The sequence below is a fragment of the Pseudomonadota bacterium genome, assembly GCA_038533575.1.
GTDB lineage: Bacteria > Pseudomonadota > Alphaproteobacteria > Rhodobacterales > Rhodobacteraceae > Shimia_B.
Map to the genome: position 1 here is coordinate 138,283 of JBCAYL010000004.1, position 18,059 is coordinate 156,341.

General features: G+C 63.6%; 13 protein-coding genes. 7 read left to right on the plus strand and 6 right to left on the minus strand.

Annotated elements, in window-relative coordinates:
- Positions 1-23: 23 nt before the first annotated feature.
- The 5 genes from AAFM92_15980 to AAFM92_16000 all read left to right on the plus strand — a co-directional run bounded on the left by AAFM92_15980 (position 24) and on the right by AAFM92_16000 (position 5,408).
- Complete coding sequence (locus AAFM92_15980; protein ID MEL7301876.1) at positions 24-1,268, plus strand: extracellular solute-binding protein; 1,245 nt, start codon at positions 24-26, stop codon at positions 1,266-1,268.
- A gap of 109 nt (positions 1,269-1,377) precedes the next feature.
- Positions 1,378-2,406, plus strand: coding sequence for a sugar ABC transporter permease (locus AAFM92_15985; protein ID MEL7301877.1), 1,029 nt, complete (start codon positions 1,378-1,380; stop codon positions 2,404-2,406).
- Position 2,407: 1 nt separating this feature from the next.
- Complete coding sequence (locus AAFM92_15990) at positions 2,408-3,292, plus strand: carbohydrate ABC transporter permease (GenBank protein ID MEL7301878.1); 885 nt, start codon at positions 2,408-2,410, stop codon at positions 3,290-3,292.
- Positions 3,293-3,347: 55 nt separating this feature from the next.
- Complete coding sequence (locus tag AAFM92_15995; GenBank protein MEL7301879.1) at positions 3,348-4,859, plus strand: GMC oxidoreductase; 1,512 nt, start codon at positions 3,348-3,350, stop codon at positions 4,857-4,859.
- Between the two features lie 21 nt (positions 4,860-4,880).
- Positions 4,881-5,408: an ester cyclase gene (locus AAFM92_16000; protein ID MEL7301880.1), complete on the plus strand. Its 528-nt coding sequence runs from the start codon at positions 4,881-4,883 to the stop codon at positions 5,406-5,408.
- Here the strand turns inward: AAFM92_16000 and AAFM92_16005 are convergent.
- From AAFM92_16005 to AAFM92_16030, 6 genes are all read right to left on the minus strand, one after another.
- Entirely contained in the window at positions 5,405-6,541 is a 1,137-nt protein-coding gene (locus tag AAFM92_16005; GenBank protein ID MEL7301881.1) for an acetate/propionate family kinase, read from the minus strand. The two genes, AAFM92_16000 and AAFM92_16005, sit on opposite strands and share 4 nt — an antisense overlap.
- Positions 6,542-6,560: 19 nt before the next feature.
- Positions 6,561-8,360, minus strand: a complete 1,800-nt coding sequence (xsc, locus tag AAFM92_16010) for a sulfoacetaldehyde acetyltransferase (protein MEL7301882.1) — start codon at positions 8,358-8,360, stop codon at positions 6,561-6,563.
- 131 nt (positions 8,361-8,491) lie between these two features.
- Complete coding sequence (locus AAFM92_16015) at positions 8,492-9,886, minus strand: aminotransferase class III-fold pyridoxal phosphate-dependent enzyme (GenBank protein ID MEL7301883.1); 1,395 nt, start codon at positions 9,884-9,886, stop codon at positions 8,492-8,494.
- A gap of 232 nt (positions 9,887-10,118) precedes the next feature.
- On the minus strand, positions 10,119-12,392 hold the full coding sequence (locus AAFM92_16020; GenBank protein ID MEL7301884.1) for a 3-hydroxyacyl-CoA dehydrogenase NAD-binding domain-containing protein: 2,274 nt from the start codon (positions 12,390-12,392) through the stop codon (positions 10,119-10,121).
- A gap of 165 nt (positions 12,393-12,557) precedes the next feature.
- Positions 12,558-13,364, minus strand: a complete 807-nt coding sequence (locus tag AAFM92_16025) for an alpha/beta hydrolase (protein MEL7301885.1) — start codon at positions 13,362-13,364, stop codon at positions 12,558-12,560.
- The gene (locus AAFM92_16030; GenBank protein MEL7301886.1) at positions 13,361-14,671 is read right to left on the minus strand and encodes an O-acetylhomoserine aminocarboxypropyltransferase; all 1,311 of its coding nucleotides are present in this window, start codon (positions 14,669-14,671) and stop codon (positions 13,361-13,363) included. Before AAFM92_16030 ends, AAFM92_16025 begins: the two co-directional genes overlap by 4 nt.
- Positions 14,672-14,847: 176 nt before the next feature.
- Here AAFM92_16030 and betB point away from each other — a divergent pair, with 176 nt between their 5' ends.
- On the plus strand, positions 14,848-16,302 hold the full coding sequence (gene betB / locus AAFM92_16035; GenBank protein MEL7301887.1) for a betaine-aldehyde dehydrogenase: 1,455 nt from the start codon (positions 14,848-14,850) through the stop codon (positions 16,300-16,302).
- Entirely contained in the window at positions 16,303-17,937 is a 1,635-nt protein-coding gene (gene betA / locus AAFM92_16040) for a choline dehydrogenase (protein ID MEL7301888.1), read from the plus strand.
- The last annotated feature ends 122 nt before the right edge of the window (positions 17,938-18,059 follow it).

Below are 18,059 nucleotides of genomic sequence, written 5' to 3' on the forward strand. Positions count from 1 at the left end.
AAAATGGAAACAGGGAGAAGAAGATGTTTCTGAAAAAGTTTGCAGCCGTGAGCGCCGTGGCGCTCATGGGCACGACTGCGATGGCCGGGGGCCACGCGGCCTGCCCGACGGAAGGTCGTGTGTCGATCGTGGGCAACGAGTTCCCGGCGATCCAGACCGTGGGTGCCGGTGCAATGGCATGCGCCGGTGACAGCGTGGAAGTCTCCACCAACCTCACCGCCGATCACCAGACGATCAACGTGCCCGGCATGCAGGGCAACCCGGCTGAATACACGTCCGCGATCATCGCGAACTCGTCCATCGTCGCCCTGATGAACGAGGATGTCATCCGTCCGCTCGACGATCTCGTGGCCGAGCACGGTGATGGCCTCCAGCCGAACCAGCTGATCACGATCAACGGTCAGGTGATGGCGGTGGCCTTCATGGCGAATGCCCAGCACCTCGTTTATCGCGCCGACGTGCTCGAAGAGGTGGGCCTCGAGCCGCCGACCACCTACGAGGAGATGCTCGCCGCAGCAGAAGCGATCCGCGCAGCTGGTATCATGGAAAACCCCGTTGGTGGCGCCTACGCGGCGGGATGGAACCTCGCGCAGGAATTCAACAACATGTTCCTCGGCTACGGTGGCTCCCACTTCAAGCCCGGAACGGCCGAGCCCAACATCAACAACGAAGCCGGCGTGAACGCGCTCAACATGATGAAGGCGCTGTCGGAGTACATGAACCCCGACTTCCTCACGCATGACTCGAACGCGACCAATGCCGAGTACCGCGCCGGCAACACTGCGCTCATGAACATGTGGGGCTCCCGCGCCGCCACGCTCGTGACCGCCGAAGGTGTCCCGCAGGAAGTGATCGACGGCTTCGCCATCGCGGGCCCGATGACCGTGGGCGGCGGCGACACGCCGGCGACGACGCTGTGGTGGGACGGCTTTACCGTGGCCAAGAACATCTCTGACGAGGATGCCGTGGCGACCTTCAAGGCGCTCAAGAACGCCATCGACCCGTCGATCCTGACGGGCGACGTGCCCACGCAGGCCGTGTGGCTCATCGACGGCTACGAGCCCACCGAGGCGGCCGTGGGCGTGTTCGCGGCGGCCAATGCGGGCTCCGTGCCTTACCCGATGCTCCCCTTCATGGGCCTGATGCATACCGCGCTCGGTAACGAGCTTGCGGACTTCATGCAGGGCAACGAGAGCGCCGAGCAAGCGCTGGCGGACGTCGAAGCAGCCTACACCGCTGCCGCGCGCGAGCAGGGCTTCCTGAACTAAAAATTCAGGGCGGGGCCGGTCAAAGGACCGGCCCCGTCCCACCCAAGGGGCCGTGGCCCCGACCCGTTTTTTCAAGGCGCGCTGAGCGCCAACACGAGGAAGGGCACAGATGAAACACCGCACATTCATTTGGTTCTTCATGCCGACGGCCGCGGCGATGCTCCTCTTCATCGCGTTTCCGATCGTTTCCGTCGTCACCCAGTCGTTCTTCACGCCCCACGAAGCCGTGCTGATCGAGGTCGAGAATTGCGGCCCGTTCGGATGCACCACCGAGACGTCGATCGATCAGGAAGCAACGCAGGCCATACGCGATGCTGCCCCGCTCGGGCGTTTCGTCGGCTTCGATATCTATAGCGACCGTGGTCACCTCGCGTTCGGTGAATTGAGCGATGCCTGGCGTAGCTCAGCCGATTTTGGAGGGTTCGTGGACCGCGTTATGAACCTGCCGTTCTATGGCGCGCTGGCCTTTACACTCACCTACACGTTCATCTGCACCCCATTTCTCATAGCGCTGGGCTTCGCCATTGCCGTGGCCGTGAACTCGCTTCACCGGCGACTGAAGGGGCTGATGATCTTTTTCTCGCTCCTTCCCATGATCGTGACCCCGCTCATCGGTGCTTTGGTCCTGTCCTGGATGGTGGATAGCCGAGGGATCCTTGGGAACTTCCTCTCGTGGCTCGTGAGCGATCCGGACCTGTCCGTGAAGGCGTCCACCCCGCTCATGTGGATCTGCCTTATCGTCTACGGCATCTGGTCGTCGGCGCCCTTTGCCTTCGTCGTTTTCTACGCGGGTCTGCAGACCGTGCCGCAGGACACGCTGGAGAGTGCGCAGATCGACGGGGCCACGCGCTGGCAACAGATCCGCTTCGTGATCATCCCGCACCTCGCGCCGCTGGTGACCTTCGTGGCGCTCATTCAGCTCATGGATAACTTCCGCGTGCTCGAGCCGATCCTAGGCTTCCAGGCGCAGGCCCACGCGCAATCGCTGTCCACCTTTATCCTGAGCGATCTCAGTGGGGAGACGCGGCAGCTCAGCTCCGCCGCGACGACCTCTGTCCTCACGATCATCGGGATCGCGATCCTTCTGACACCCGTCCTGATCCGCACCTGGCGGGACTTCAACGCAAAGAGCCACTGAGATGTCGACGCCCGCAGCACAACGCCGTCCGCTCCCGCTCCAGCTTTTCCTTTGGGCTTTCGTGGCTCTCTGGTTCGTGGTGGCGGCCTTTCCGTTCATGTGGACACTCTGGGGATCCTTCAAGGTCGAGCTCGATTTCTTCTCGATCGCCGACTGGACGAACGCCCTCGTGGGCCGAAACACGCAGGCGACCTACGGCAGCTCGTTCACGAGTGCGGGCTATGAAGGTGCCTTCGGCCTGAACGAATTCTGGCGCAACATGATCAACACGCTCATCGTGTGCGTCTGCGTTGTGTCGATCTCGCTCACCATCGGCACGCTCGGGGGCTATGCCCTGTCCCGGTCGGGCTACAAGTACGTCTTCTGGCTCCTGATCATCGCGCTCATGTTCCGCGCGCTGCCCCAGATCACGCTCGTGTCGGGGTACCTCCCCGTCTTCTTCGATTGGAATGTCTGGGGGTTCCTGCCCACGGCCATCCTCGTGCTCGTTGCCATCAATCAGCCCTTCACGCTCTGGATGCTCCACTCGTTCTTCGAATCCATTCCAAAGGATCTCGACGAGGCGGCGAAGGTGGATGGCTGCACCCAGTTCCAGGCCTTTCGCCACGTGATCATTCCGGTCATGTGGCCGGGTGTGATCACCACGGGGCTCTTCTCCTTTCTCCTGGCGTACAATGACTTCGTGGTGACCGCGCTGATCCTGAACGAGTCGAACCGGACCATGATCCCGCAGATCAATGCGTTCCTCGGAACGACGTATACCGAGGGCAACGTGATGTTCGCGGTCGCAGCGGTGGTCTCGGCCACGGCGCCGCTCTTTGTCCTCGTGATGTTCTTCCAGCGGCAGATCGTGTCGGGCCTGACGGCAGGCGCAGTGAAGGGGTGAGGCTCGCCGGGTTGGCTCTCAGCCTGCCTGAGCCACCGACAATCAGGAGAGCCAGATGCCCTATGATGTGATCGTCGTCGGCGCGGGATCGGCCGGATGCGTGGCCGCCGCCGAGCTCCACCGTCGGGGCGTTGGACGGGTCCTCGTGCTGGAAGCGGGCGGTTCTGATCTCCACCCACTCGTGGCCATGCCAATGGGCCTGACATGGCTGATGGGCTCTTCACGAGATTGGAACCTGAAATCCATGCCGATGGAAGCCGCTGGAGGGCGCCGGGTTGCCGCGCCACGCGGCAGGATGGTTGGCGGGTCTGGCTCGATCAATTCGATGGTCTGGTTTCGAGGTCGCGCCTCCGATTTTGATGCTTGGGGAGTTGAGAGCTGGTCCTACGCGGATGTCGAGGGGGCTTTCGCGGCGGTGGAAGAAAAGCTCGCGCCGGTAAAGCTCGAAAACACGCACCCGCTGACGCATGGCCTCGAGGCCATGTTGCCCACCAACAGTGGAACTCCGACACCTGAACGGGAGAGCGCGGGCATCTTCTCCCACAATATCAAGGGCGGTCGCCGCAACTCCGCCGCGCGCGCGTTTCTCCGGCAATACGACATTCCCACGGTCACCGGGGCTCCCGTCGATCGTCTTACCTGGCGAGAGGGCCGCGTTGCAGGCGTCAGGCTTTCGGACGGGTCTCAGATCAATGCGTCAAAGGGCGTGGTGCTGGCGGCGGGGTCCTTCATGTCTCCTGCGATCCTCCTCCGGTCGGGCATCGGCCCCGCCAAAGCGCTCGCCAAGCTGGGCATCAGGCAGCGGGCAGAGAGCCCGGAGGTCGGCGAAAACCTGCATGATCATCCGGGCTTTGGGCTTCATTTCGAGGGCGCGGGCACCGGCTACGGCCTCGAGCCCGCACAATGGGTGAATTGGACGCGTGCGCCCTTGGATCTCCTCTTCGGGCGCGGTCCGCTCGCCTCGCCCACGGTCGAAGGGGGCGCGTTCTTCAATGCGAGGGGGGCGTCGGCCGAGCCCGACGTGCAGAGCCATTTCATCCCGTTCCACCTCGACCACGCGGGGAGGAAATACGCCCTGAAGAGCGGGTATTTCGCGGATGTCTGTCTGTGCCAGCCTAAGTCCCGCGGCGCCCTTCGCTTGGCGTCTTCTGACCCTTCGACACCACCGGTCTTTGATCTCGGCCTCTTCCGGGAGGAGGCCGATCTCGACACGCTGACCGCGGGCGTCGAGCGGCTCCGGCAGCTTCTCGAGAACGCGGACTTCGGCGGAAAGCGCGGGCGCGAGGCGGGGCCATCCAAGGGCAAGACCGGCGCCGACCTCAAGGAGGTCATCCGCCACCGTGCCGGCACGGCCTACCATCCCGTCGGCACCTGCCGCATGGGGGCCGATGAGAGCGCCGTCGTCACCCCGCGTCTCGCGGTGCGGGGCGTGGAGGGGGCGTGGGTCGCGGATGCCTCGATCATGCCGCGGGTCACCTCCGCCAACACCAATGCCCCGTCGATGATGATCGGCTGGAAGGGCGCGGAGATGATCGCCGCAGATCTCCCGAGCGCCCATGGCGTCTAGCGCATCCGAAAAGGAAAATTCATGAGAGGCTCGCGCCCCGAACAGGCCGTCCTGACCAAGGACACCGACATGTCGAAGACGGAGGAAACCCGGGCCGTCATCGAGGGCATGGTCGACGGCCTCAACGATCACCGCATCGCAGATATCGGCGAGTTCTTCGCGGAGAGCTTCCGCTGGCTGGGAAACACGGGCTGCGGCACCAAAGACGGGCTTCGCGCCTTTCAGGACAATTGGCAGAAGCCCTTTCAGGCCGCCTTCCACGACAAGGTCTGCGTGGACGAGGCGCGCATGTACATGGGGGAATGGGCCGCTGCGTTCGGGCGCCAGGAAGTGACGCATGGCGGTGAGTTCATGGGCATTCCAGCCACCGGGAAGCGCATCACCGTGCGCTACATGGACTTCTGGAAGGTGGTCGATGGGAAGATCGTCGACAACTACGTCATGGTCGATTTCCCGCACGTGTTGGCCCAGCTCGGTGTCGACGTGTTTGATGGCAAGGGGTGGGAAGCCTTTGACAGGGGAGAACAGACCCCGCCTGCTCCCGCCTAGTCCAGAATGCGGCGCGCCTCATCGGCGATGAAGCGCTCCTCGTCTGCCGGGACCCACCAAAGGCCCAAGGCTGAGGCGTCGGAGTGGAGAGCGCGCTCTTGAGCAGCATTGCGCGTCGGATCCAAGTCAGCCCCCGCCCAGCTGAGGCCGGCGCAGATACGCGCGCGAATGGGTGGCGCGTGCTCTCCAATCCCGCCAGTGAAGGCGACGGCGTCGATCCCGCCCATGGCAGCAATGAGCGATCCACCATGGCGGATTGCCCAGTGGCAGAAGTGCTCGACAGCAAAGCTCGCCCGCGGCGCGCCCGAGGCCAGGAGCGTCCGCATATCGGAGCTTTCGCCAGAGAGCCCGAGGAGCCCGCTCTCATGGTTCAGGATCTCCCGCGTGCGCTGAATGCCCAGCCGATCAGCGAGGTGAAGGACGGCGTTCGCGTCGATTCCGCCGACGCGCGTTCCCATGGTCAGCCCTTCAAGCGGTGAAAATCCCATGGTTGTGGCGATGCTTTTTCCATCTACGATCGCAGCGGCGCTCGCGCCGTTTCCCAGATGGTAGGCCAAGAGGCGTCTTGGAAGCGGCTTCCTCGCCAAGTCCGGCAGTCGAGCCACAAGCGAGGCATAAGACAGTCCGTGGAACCCGTAGCGGCGGATTCCCTCGTCTTCGGCGAGGGGCCATGGCAGCGCGTAGTCCCGCGCGGTGGCAGGCATCGTTGCATGAAAGGCCGTGTCGAAGCATGCCACCTGAGGAAGCTCCGGGGCATGCGCCTGAAGGGCCAGTATGCCTCGCAGATTGTGAGGGTTGTGCAGTGGGGCGAGGCTGCTCGCCGCCTCGATTTCAGCGATGATCTCCGGTGTGATCACTTCTGGCGCCGTCAGCCGCGGCCCGCCGTGGACGACGCGATGCGCCACGGCTTGCAGATCGGCTTGTCCAAAGCCCGCATCTTGGACGGCCTTTATGACCGCTTTGAAAGCTGTGTCATGGTCCGGGAGTGCCATCTCCGCTGCGGCGCCATTGAGCGTCATGGTGGAGTGCCCGCCGATCTCCGAGGCTGCGCCGTGGAAAAGGCGCGTCCCATGCGCGTCGAAGACCGCGAACTTTACGGACGACGACCCGGCGTTGAGGACGAGAACGGTCATCCCGACACGCGTCGAAGGGCTACTCCGCCGCCTCGGCCGTCACCCGCGTCTGAGGCACCATGTCCGCGCGATCAATACCTGCCACGACCACCGGCTTTTTCATCGCGTCCCGGCGGAAGGGCTCGCCAAGCTCCTGGTTGATCATCCCTTCGATCAGCGTGGTCTTCCCGTGTTGCATCTGGTCTGTGATCGCCTGCGCGAGCGCCGCGGTCAGCTCGTCCATCGTGCGAGCGACGACGCCCTGAAGCCCGCAGGCCTGTGCGATCCCGGCGTAGCTCACGTCTTCGTCGAGTTCCGTGCCGACGAAGTTGTCGTCGAACCAAAGCGTCGAGTTCCGTTTCTCTGCGCCCCACTGGTAATTGCGGAAGACGATCTGCGTGATCGCGGGCCACTCGCCGCGTCCGATCGCCGTGAGCTCGGTGACGGCGATGCCGAAGGCACCGTCCCCGGCGAAGCCGACCACCGGGACCTCCGGGCACCCGATTTTTGCTCCGACGATCGAAGGCAGGCCGTACCCGCAAGGGCCAAAGAGTCCGGGGGCGAGGTATTTCCGGCCCGCGTCGAAGTCGGGATACGCGTTACCAATGGCGCAGTTATTGCCGATATCAGAGGAAATGATCGCCTCCCGCGGAAGAGCGGCCTGTATGGCGCGCCAGGCCATGCGCGGGCTCATCCATTCAGGCTTTGCCGCACGGGCGCGCTCATTCCATGTCGTGCCGGGGTCGTCGTCCTCGTGATCCATGGAGCTGAGCTGTTGCTTCCATGCGCTTTTGACCTTTGCGATCTTCTCGGTGCGTGCGGCGCGTCCTTCATCGCCTGCTTCGGGTGCCAGTGCTCCGAGGATGCCCCGTGCGACCTTCGCCGCATCGCCCACGATGCCCACCGTGATCGCCTTCGTCAGCCCGATGCGGTCGGGATTGAGATCGACCTGGATGATCTTTGCCGCGCCGGGCCAATACTCCATGCCGTAGCCGGGCAACGTGGAGAACGGATTGAGGCGTGTGCCGAGCGCGAGTACCACGTCGGCGTCTCGAATGAGCTCCATGGCGGCCTTCGAACCATTGTATCCCAGTGGTCCGGCAAAGAGCGGGTGGGAGCCCGGAAAGGCGTCGTTGTGCTGGTATCCCACGCAGACCGGGGCATCGAGGCGCTCCGCAAGGGCGCGCGAGGCGGAAATGCCGCCGTCTGAAAGCACGACCCCCGCGCCGTTGAGGATGACCGGCGCTTTCGCCTCCGAAAGAAGCGCTGCGGCCTTCGCAACAGAGTTTTCTCCGCCGGGCGATTGTTCGAATTCGATCGGGGAGGGTACATCGATATCGATGACTTGCGTCCACATATCGCGGGGAATGTTGATCTGTGCGGGTCCGGACAGGCGCTTTGCCTGAGCGATGACGCGGGTCAGGACCTCGGCCACGCGGGACGGGTCCCTGACCTCTTCCTGGTACGCAACCATGTCCTGGAAGAGTGCCATCTGCTCCACTTCCTGGAAGCCGCCCTGGCCGATGGTCTTGTTGGCGGCCTGCGGGGTGACGAGGAGGAGGGGCGTGTGGTTCCAGTAGGCCGTCTTCACGGCTGTGACGAAATTGGTGATGCCGGGGCCGTTCTGGGCAATCATCATCGACATCTGGCCGGTGGCGCGGGTGAACCCATCGGCCATGAAGCCCGCGGAGCCTTCATGGGCGCAGTCCCAGAAGGTGATCCCGGCTGCCGGAAAAAGGTCGGAAATCGGCATCATGGCAGATCCGATGATCCCGAAGGCATGGGCGATGCCATGCTTCTGGAGGACCTTGATGAAGGCTTCTTCGGTGGTCATCTTCATGGCGCGCACTCCGGGCTCTGGGCGATGGCCTCAGCCTAGCCAAGAGGGCCATCCGGGCGCGAGTGAAATTCTGCCCTATTTTTTCACGGGACCGCGAAATCTTGCAAAAATTCGTGTTGCCCGGCCGGACCTCAGCCGAAGACGCGTGTGAGTGCCTCGTTCACGCCCGCGGTGATCGCATCGATATCGTCGGCGGTGGAAATGAGCGCTGGCGAGAAGCATAGCGTGTTGTTCTTTCCCTCGAAGCTGCGGTTGGTCGCGCCGATGACGAGACCTTGCGCCATGCAGTCCTTCACCACGGCTTGCACCTGTGCCTCGGCGGCAGGTTCCTTCGTGTCGCGGTCTGCCACGAGCTCCGCACCGCAGAAGAGACCCTTGCCTCGGACGCTTCCGATGATGGCATGCCTTTCGGCCAGCGCCTCGAGATTGTCGACGAGGCGGGCGCCCATGGCGACCGTGTTCTCCCGGAGCCCTTCTTCCTCGATGATCTTCATGTTCTCGATGGCCGCTGCTGGCCCAGCGGTGCAGCCTCCGAATGTCGAAATATCGCGGAAATAGTTCAGCGGATCGGAGGCGTCGTCCTTGAACATCTGGAAGACCTCCTCGGTCGTGACGGTGCAGGAGATCGCCGCGTAGCCCGAGGCCACGCCTTTCGCCATGGAGACGATATCGGGCTCGACGCCGTAGTTCTGATATCCAAACCATGCACCCGTTCGGCCCACGCCGCAGACGACTTCGTCGATGATCAGCAGCACGTTGTATTTCTTGCAGATCTCCTGAACGCGCGGCCAGTACCCCGGCGGTGGCGGGATGACGCCTCCGCCCGCGGTGACGGGCTCTAGGACAAGGCCGCCGACGGTGTCGGCGCCTTCCCGAAGGATGACCTTTTCGATCTGGTCAGCGGCCGCGATGCCGTAATCCTCGCCGGATAGGCCCTCGGCCCAATCCTGCTCATGCTTCCGATATTCGAGGCAATGCGGGACCTCGACGAAGCCCGCCGGAAAGGGGCCATACTGCGCATTGCGCTGATGATGCCCGCCCGATGCCATCGCAGCGATTGTCGTCCCGTGGTAGTCCCGCTCCCGGAAGAGGATCTTGTGCTTCTTGCCACCGTAGCGCTTATGCGCGATCTGGCGGACCATCTTGTAGGCCTTCTCGTTGGCCTCGGAGCCGCTATTGGAGAAGTAGACGCGGGACATGCCCGGCATCTTTTCGGTGAGCATGGCTGCGAATGTCGCGCCGGGGATCGAACCCGCAGCACCGGCAAAAAAGTTCATTTTCACCAGTTGATCACGGACCGCGTTGGCGATGCGTTCGCGGCCATAACCGACATTGACCGTCCACACGCCGCCGGACACGGCGTCGATATGCTCCTTGCCGTCCTGGTCCCAGACGCGGAGGCCTTTGCCTTCGACGATGATTTTCGGGTCCACCGTCTCGAAGGGGGCGTGTTGGATGAGGTGATGCCAAACATGGGCGCGGTCGTTTTCGACGATTTGGCTCAGGTCGTTGATGTTGCCGTCCATGTCACGCCTCCATGCTCAAGACCTCGGCATGAGAGCAGGGTTTTGGAAATTTGCAAGGGGGGCGGCGCCCGCCCGCCCACCCCGCCGCCCCCCTTGGCGCCCGAGGCGCGAGCGACGCACTGTCTCCAGCGGGGTGCAGGTGGCGGGAAGGGATGCCTCCGGCGGAAACCAGGGCATGAACGAGACCGGGCGGGCGCGGCCCCAGACACAGAAGCTTGCGTGGCGGACGCGGTTAGTTCTCCACCTCGGTCCCGGTGAGGACGCCGTCGATGCGGGCCTTGGATTCCGGCGTCTTGGCGAGGCGCAAGAAGGCGGCGCGCTCTCGGTCGAGCATGTCCTGCTCGCTTTGCTCGTGTGGGGTATCAGCGTCCGTGTTCACGACGATGGTGGCGATTTCCATGGCGGTCGTCTTGTTGTGCGGGGTGAACCAGCCCTTTGCGACGCCCTTGTCCATGAAGCTCTCCATCTCGGCGAGAATGCTCCTGCCAGGAAGCGTGAAGCGAGGCGCCTCGGGAGGCCGGTAGCCGGACCAGCCATCGATGCGCGCGGTGGCCGTTGTGATGAGCTTGTCTCGGTTCATGACCGTGGAATCGCGGCCTTCGAGGAAATACTTGAGCGGCGTGGCTTCCTCGGGCGAGGCTCCCGTCTTCCCGTAGCCCACCTGCATCCATGTTTCCCACGCGGCTTTCTCCGGGTCACCCGTGGCCTCCTGCCAGCGGAGGAACGTCTCCTTCACCCCGCCACCGGAGGGCACGAGGCCGACGCCCGCCTCCACGAGGCCCAGAACAGAATTCGCATGGGTGACGAGCGCGTCGCAGTGCATCAGCACTTCGAACCCACCGCCCAGAGCGAGGCCCGAGGGCGCGCCGATGACCGGGACAGGGGCGTATTTCAGGCGCAGGCAGGCCTGCTGAAAGTCGTGGAGGAACGCGTCCATGTCAGCCCAGTCACCGGCTTCGATGAACGCGGCAAAACGATTGAGATCCACGCCCGCCGAATAGTGCTGTGCATCGTTGTGGACGAGGATGCCGCGGCCGGGATCGTCTGCAGCGGCGTGGACAATTGCCATGCTTTCGCCCGTCAGAGCGTTGGCTTTCGAATGAAACTCGATGAGGCGGATCCCATCGAGATCCCAGAGCGACGCCGCCGCGTTCGTGGCCATCGGCGTGAGTGTCTTGCGCGTCAGGGAAAAGCGCTCCGTGCCCTCGGGAAGCGCGATCGGCCGGTAGCCATCTGTCGTGCGGACCTGAAGCCTGCCATCGGCCTTGTAGAACGGTGCGGGGTTTTCGAGGGCAGGAGGGACGTCGGCTCCTGCTTCTCTGGCGAGCGTGACCACCTCTCCCGCACCAAGGGCGTCGATCATCTCGAACGGGCCCCGGATCCAGTTGAAGCCCATCTTCATGGCGTCATCGATGTCCTGCGGGGTCTTCGTGACATCGGGCAGAAGCGACGCGGCGTAGGCCAGGACGCGGCCGAGGAAGTTGCGTGCAAAGCGCGTCTGCGCGTCGTCGCCGCGGATCAGGTCCGTCAGCGTCTCCGCGTTCTGCGCGAGCTGCTTGGCGGCATGCCGCGCTTTCGCGGGCAGCTCCACGACGCGCGGGCGCAGGGAGCCGTCGAGGTTCATCGCCATATCGTCGCGGTAAAAACCGCCCTTGCCAGATTTCTGGCCGGTGAAGCCTTCGGCGATCATGGCGTCGATCATCGGCTTGGCCGGGTTGTTCGAGCGGCCCACCGCGTGGAAGGGATCGCCCTCGGGGAGAATGTCGCCCAGCGTGTCGACGACGTCAGACATGAGGTCCACGCCGATGAGATCGTAGAGCCCGAAGACGCCGGTTTTCGGTATCCCCATGGGGCGCCCCATGATCGCGTCTGCTTCTTCGATGGTTAGGCCCTGCTTAAAGGCCTCGTCGAGACCCACTTGTAGCGCGAAGACGCCGACCCGGTTGCCGAGAAATCCCGGGGTGTCTGCGCACGGCACGACGCCCTTGCCGAGGATCTCGTCGTTGTAGTGCGCAAGGCGGTCCATCGCATCTTGGCTCGTATGCGCGCCGCGTACGAGCTCGAGGAGACGCATGTAGCGCACCGGGTTGAAGTAGTGCGTGATGGCGAAGCGCTCTTGGAAGCTCTGCGAGCGGCCCTCTGTCAGAAGGCTGATCGGAATGGTGGACGTGTTCGACGTCACAAGGCAGCCGTCCGAGACGGTCGATTCAAGCCGCGCGTAGAGGTCACGCTTCAGGTCGAGGCGCTCCACGATGGCTTCCACGATCCAGTCGCATTCTCCGAGCTTGTCGAAATCGCTCTCAATCGTGCCGGTATGGATGCGTGAGAGGCACTCTTTGGAGTGAAGGGCAGGGGGATCGGATTTCTTCAGGCGCTCAAGGGCGTAGTCCGTTGCCTCTTTGGTGAGATCGAGGAGGAGGACGTCCTGCCCAGCATTCGCGATTTGTCCCGCGATGCCCGAGCCCATGGTGCCCGCGCCGATGACGGCGATCTTATTGAAAGTCATGGTTGAGTTCCTTGGTTCGGGCAACGTCCCGCAAGTGATGCCCGCGAGCGTTCACAACAGCAAGCCGGGCACCAGGGACGAGCAGAGGCGACCGGTGGGCTGGGATCTCCGCGGTGGCGTGGTGCTCCATCGTCTCTGATCAAGAAGGCGAGCACGACATCGAGGCTAGGCCGCGGTGCGCTGTGTTTCGAGGAAGCGGCGCAGGGGCTGTGTCACCTCCCACGGTTGCTCGGTGATGGACATGTGGCCCGAGTGGGGGATCTCCGAGAGCATGCCGCCCAAGGCTTCGTGCAGTTTGCGACCCGCTTTGATCGGGGTCATCTTGTCTTCGCCGCTCAGGATGCAGAGCGTCGGGCAGGTGATCTGGGCAGCCGCCTCCGCGCCGCCCCGGTACTCATTGCACGCGTTCAGGTCCGCGAAGAGGGCGCCCGGGCGATTGGATGCCATGAGCTGCCCGCCCATGATCATGTGGCTTGCGCCCGGCATGGTGTGGTCGTGGACATGGCCCGTGGCGCCATGTCCCCAATCCATCATGGCTTTGATCGCCTTTGGTTCCTTGTTCTCCGCGAGACCGAGCAAGTAGTCATTGACCGGAATGGCGAGGGCGCTGGCAATGAATGTCGCAGAGCGCACCTTCCGGGGGAAACGCGCGGCGAGCTCCAGGGCCACGAGGGCGCCTTGCGAATGCCCTGCGATGTGCGCCTTCTCGATGCCGGCTGCCTCCATGAACTCTGCGAGCCAATCGGCCATGGCTTCAATGGACGCGAGCGGCGCGCCGTCCGACTGGCCATGGCCGGGAAAATCTGGCGTGATCGCTTGCCAGCCACGATTGGCGAGGAAGCGATGCTGAAGCATGAAGCCGAGGTGGTTTTGCCCCGAGCCGTGGATGAAGAGGATCACATCGCCAGAGGGATCGAAAGCGCGCCCACCGGTGGACGCGAAGATCTCTGTGCCTTGGACTTGGAGTTTCATTCCGCGGCCACCTTCGGTGCGGCGCGGCCTGCGGCCTTCAGTGCTTGCGTGAAATCAGCGGCGATGTCGTCGAAATCTTCGAGACCCACCGAGATACGGACGAGATCGTCGGTCAGGCCGGCGGCCTCCATGGCCTCCGCCGTGATGTGGCTGTGGGTGGTCGAGCCCGGGTGGATGACCAAGGTCTTCGCATCGCCGACATTGGCGAGATGAGACGCGAGGCCCACACTCTCGATGAAGGCCGAGGCCGCCGCACGCCCTCCGCGCACGCCCATCGAAATGATCGAGCCCTGGCCCTTGGGCATCAGCCGCAGGGCCGTCTCGTGGTCAGGATGGTCCGACAGGGCAGGGTGTTTGACCCAGCTGACCTGCTCATGGGCCGCCAGGAATTCCAGCATCCTGGCGGTGTTCGACATATGCCGCTCCATGCGGAGCGGGAGCGTTTCGATGCCCTGCAGGATGTAGAAGGCGTTCTGCGGTGCAAGGCAGGGACCGGCATTCATCATGCCTTCGGTTCTCACCCGCGTGGAGAAAGCCATGGGGCCGAATTCTTCCCAAAGGTTCACGCCTTGGTAGCCAAAGTGCGCTTCCGTCATCGTCGGGAATTTCCCGGGCGTCACGCCCCAGTCAAAGTTGCCGCCGTCGATCACGGCGCCACCGAGAGCGACGCCATGTCCGCCCATCCACTTGGTTAGTGAATGGATCACGATGTTGGCCCCGTGCTCGATGGGCTTGATCATCCAGGGCGTGTTGAACGTCGCGTCGATGACGAGAGGCACATTCGCCTCCTTGGTGACCTTGGCCACCGCGGGCACGTCCATGATGTCCATGCCCGGATTTCCGATCACCTCGCCAAACACCATCTTCGTGTTCGTGCGGATCGCACCACGGATGGCCTCGGGGTCTCGCGGCGAGACGAAGGTCGTCTCGATGCCGTAGCGCGAGAGCGTGTGTTGGAAGAGGTTGATGTTGGCCCCGTACATTTGCGAGGAGGCCACGACGTGATCTCCCGCAGAGCAGATCGCGAGGACCGTGACAAAAAGCGCAGACATGCCGGAGGCCGTCGCGACCGCAGCAACGCCCCCATCGAGCGCCGCAAGCCGCTGCTCCAGGACGGCGACCGTCGGGTTCGTGAGACGCGTGTAGATGTGTCCGCCGATCTCCATGTTGAAGAGGGCCGCCGCCTGTTCGGTATCCTGAAACACGTAAGAGGTCGTCTGATGGATCGGCACAGCCCGCGAGCCGAAGCGGCTATCGGGCGACTGCCCTGCATGCAGGCTCAGCGTATCGAACTTGTAATCGGCCATGGGTTTCTCCTCGGGCGGAAACTGCACCGTGTATTGCCCATCTCTGCGAAGCGGAGCAAGGGGCGGCGATGTACGAAAGAGCCGCGGACGGCCGGTCAAAGCGCTGCGGATTTTTCAGCTTTCGTCCCGGCGCGATCCGGGCTTCTTTGGGCGCGAGCATCCTGGAGAGCGCCGCAATGATAGATCCGCAGCCCAAAGCCTCCCACTTCGTGAACGGCGCATACCTCGAAGACACCGCCGGTGACGTGATCGATGTGGTCTATGCCTTTACCGGAGAGAAGATCGCCCACGTTCACGCAGCGACGCCGACCGTGATCGACGCGGCGATCGAGGCAGCGCGCGCGGCCCAGCCAGCGTGGGCCGCCATGACGGGCACGGAGCGTGGCCGCATCCTGCGCCGTGCGGCGGATATGATCCGTGAGCGAAATCGCGAGCTGTCGATCCTCGAGACCTTTGACACGGGCAAGCCGCTGCAAGAGACGCTGGAAGTCGATGCAACGTCCGCCGCCGATGCGCTGGAGTACTTTGGCGGGCTCGCGGGAGCACTGACAGGCGAGCACATCCCCTTGGGCTGCGACTGGGCTTATACCGTCCGCACGCCCCTCGGTGTCTGTGTCGGTATCGGTGCGTGGAATTACCCGACACAGATCGCCGCGTGGAAAGGCGCGCCTGCGCTTTGCTGCGGGAACGCGATGATCTTCAAGCCTTCCGAAGTCACGCCGCTTTGCGCGTTGAAACTGGCGGAAATTCTCTGTGACGCGGGCCTGCCGCCCGGGCTCTACAATGTTGTGCAAGGCATGGGCGCTGTCGGAAGTGCGCTCGTGGAAGACCCCCGCGTGGCCAAGGTTTCACTGACGGGATCGGCGCCGACGGGCAAACGCGTCTACGAAGCGGCTGCGGCGGGCATGAAGCACGTGACGATGGAACTCGGGGGCAAGAGCCCCCTGATCGTCTTTGACGACGCGAATGTGGACGATGCCGTCTCTGGCGCGATCCTGGGGAACTTCTACTCCTCGGGGCAGGTCTGTTCGAACGGCACGCGCGTCTTTGTGCAAGGGGGGATCAAGGATGCCTTCTTGGCGTGTCTGAAGGAGCGCGTCGAAGGGGCCAGGCTGGGCGATCCCATGGATGAAGACACGAACTTCGGGCCCATGGTGTCAGAGCGCCAGCTCCGGATCGTGGAGGGCTTCATCGAGGCAGGGCAGAAGGAGGGGGCAACGCTCCTGACCGGCGGAAAGCGCGCTGACCTTCCCGGATACTTCCTCGAGCCCACGATCTTCACAGACGTCACGGATGACATGACGATCGCACGGGAAGAGATTTTCGGGCCTGTACTCTCGGTGCTCGACTTCGAAACGGAGGAAGAGGTGATCCGGAGGGCAAATGACACTGACCTCGGGCTCGCGGGCGGCGTTTTCACGACGGACCTCGCCCGTGCGCACCGTGTCGTGGGCGCGCTTGAGGCGGGAACCTGCTGGATCAACCAGTACAATCCTGCTCCGGTCGAAATGCCCTTCGGCGGCATGAAGGGCTCCGGGCTCGGGCGAGAGAACTCGAAGGCCGCGATCGAACATTATTCCCAGCTCAAGACCATCTATGTCGGCATGGGCGCGGTCGAGGCGCCGTTCTAGGTGGAGGCCGACTACGTCATCGTTGGCGCAGGCTCAGCAGGCTGCGCGCTGGCGTTCCGACTGACCGAGGCCGGCCATTCGGTCGCCGTAGTCGAATACGGCGGCTCTGATCGGGGGCCGCTCATCAACATGCCCGGCGCGCTGTCTTATCCCATGAACATGAAGCGCTACGACTGGGGGTATCGAACAGAGCCCGAGCCCCATCTCGGTGGTCGTCGCCTGGCATGTCCGCGTGGGAAGGTCTTGGGCGGATCGTCTTCGATCAACGGCATGATCTACGTGCGCGGGCACGCGAAAGACTTCGATCATTGGCGGGATCAAGGCGCGGAGGGTTGGGGCTACGCCGATGTCCTTCCGTACTTCAATCGCATGGAGCACTGGCACGGCGGCGAGACACCGGAATGGCGCGGCACGAAGGGCCCGCTTCACGTGACCCGCGGTGCCGGGGACAATCCGCTCGTTAAAGCCTTCCTCGCGGCAGGCAGGGAGGCAGGCTACGAGGCGACGAGCGACTACAATGGCGAGCAGCAAGAAGGCTTCGGCCCCTTCGACCGCACGATCTGGGAGGGCGAGCGGTGGTCAGCTGCAAAAGCCTACCTGCGCCCGGCACAAGCCACGGGGCGGTGCCTCGTGGCCCAGGGGCTCGCGCATCGCATCGCCATGGACGGCGCGCGCGCCACGGGCGTCGACATGGGCAGCTACACCATCAAGGCCCGCTCCGAGGTGATCATTGCAGCATCCGCGATCAATGCGCCAAAGCTCCTGATGCTTTCGGGCATCGGACCCGCGGCACACCTGGCGGATCATGGGATCACGCCGGTCGCGGATCGCCCGGGCGTTGGCCAGAACCTCCAGGACCACCTTGAACTCTATATCCAGATGGCGGCCTCTCAGCCTGTCTCCCTTTTCAAGTACTGGAACCTTCTGGGCAAAGCATATGTGGGCGCGCGTTGGCTGCTGACGAAAACCGGTCCCGGTGCTTCGAATGGCTTCGAGGCTGCGGCTTTCATCCGGTCCGCGCCGGGCGTGGATTATCCGGACTTGCAGTACCACTTCTTACCCATGGCCGTGCGCTACGACGGGCGTGCAGCTGCCGAGGGGCATGGCTTTCAGGCCCATGTGGGCCCCATGCGCTCGCCCTCTCGCGGCAGTGTGACGCTGCGCTCCAAAGATCCCGACGCCGCCCCGAAGATCGCTTTCAACTACATGGCTCACGAACAGGACTGGCAGGATTTCCGAAAAGGCATTCGGTTGACGCGGGAGATCTTCGGCCAGCCAGCCTTCGCCGAGTTCGCGAAGCACGAGATCCAACCCGGCGCAGACGCTCAGTCGGACGAGGACTTGGACGCGTTCATTCGTGACCACGTCGAAAGCGCGTATCATCCCTGCGGGACCTGCAAGATGGGCCGCGCGGACGATCCCATGGCCGTGGTCGATCCGGATTGCCGCGTCATAGGAGCAGAGCGTTTGCGCGTTGCCGACAGCTCCATCTTTCCTCGGATCACTAACGGCAATCTGAATGCGCCCTCGATCATGGTGGGGGAAAAAGCCGCCGATCATATCCTTGGCCGCAGTCTGCCCGCTTCAAATGCGGAACCTTGGGAGCATCCATCGTGGCAACACTCGCAACGCTAGGGCGCATCCTGCCCCAAGTGGATGAGAGCACCGTTTGTAAGGGCCCGAGCCGTGGAAGTCGCACCGCTGAGGGCATCCTCGCTTGCCGGTGATCCCTTCCGTCTCTAGCAAAGCGGAAAACG

Excerpts from the sequence above, each read along its gene's own strand:
- AAFM92_16000 (MEL7301880.1), top strand. The coding sequence starts at position 4,881 with ATGAGAGGCTCGCGCCCCGAACAGGCCGTCCTGACCAAGGACACCGAC.
- betB (MEL7301887.1), top strand. The coding sequence starts at position 14,848 with ATGATAGATCCGCAGCCCAAAGCCTCCCACTTCGTGAACGGCGCATAC.
- AAFM92_16025 (MEL7301885.1), bottom strand. The coding sequence starts at position 13,364 with ATGAAACTCCAAGTCCAAGGCACAGAGATCTTCGCGTCCACCGGTGGG.
- AAFM92_16020 (MEL7301884.1), bottom strand. The coding sequence starts at position 12,392 with ATGACTTTCAATAAGATCGCCGTCATCGGCGCGGGCACCATGGGCTCG.
- AAFM92_15980 (MEL7301876.1), top strand. The coding sequence starts at position 24 with ATGTTTCTGAAAAAGTTTGCAGCCGTGAGCGCCGTGGCGCTCATGGGC.
- AAFM92_16030 (MEL7301886.1), bottom strand. The coding sequence starts at position 14,671 with ATGGCCGATTACAAGTTCGATACGCTGAGCCTGCATGCAGGGCAGTCG.
- AAFM92_16015 (MEL7301883.1), bottom strand. The coding sequence starts at position 9,886 with ATGGACGGCAACATCAACGACCTGAGCCAAATCGTCGAAAACGACCGC.
- AAFM92_15985 (MEL7301877.1), top strand. The coding sequence starts at position 1,378 with ATGAAACACCGCACATTCATTTGGTTCTTCATGCCGACGGCCGCGGCG.
- AAFM92_15990 (MEL7301878.1), top strand. The coding sequence starts at position 2,408 with ATGTCGACGCCCGCAGCACAACGCCGTCCGCTCCCGCTCCAGCTTTTC.
- AAFM92_15995 (MEL7301879.1), top strand. The coding sequence starts at position 3,348 with ATGCCCTATGATGTGATCGTCGTCGGCGCGGGATCGGCCGGATGCGTG.
- AAFM92_16005 (MEL7301881.1), bottom strand. The coding sequence starts at position 6,541 with ATGACCGTTCTCGTCCTCAACGCCGGGTCGTCGTCCGTAAAGTTCGCG.
- xsc (MEL7301882.1), bottom strand. The coding sequence starts at position 8,360 with ATGAAGATGACCACCGAAGAAGCCTTCATCAAGGTCCTCCAGAAGCAT.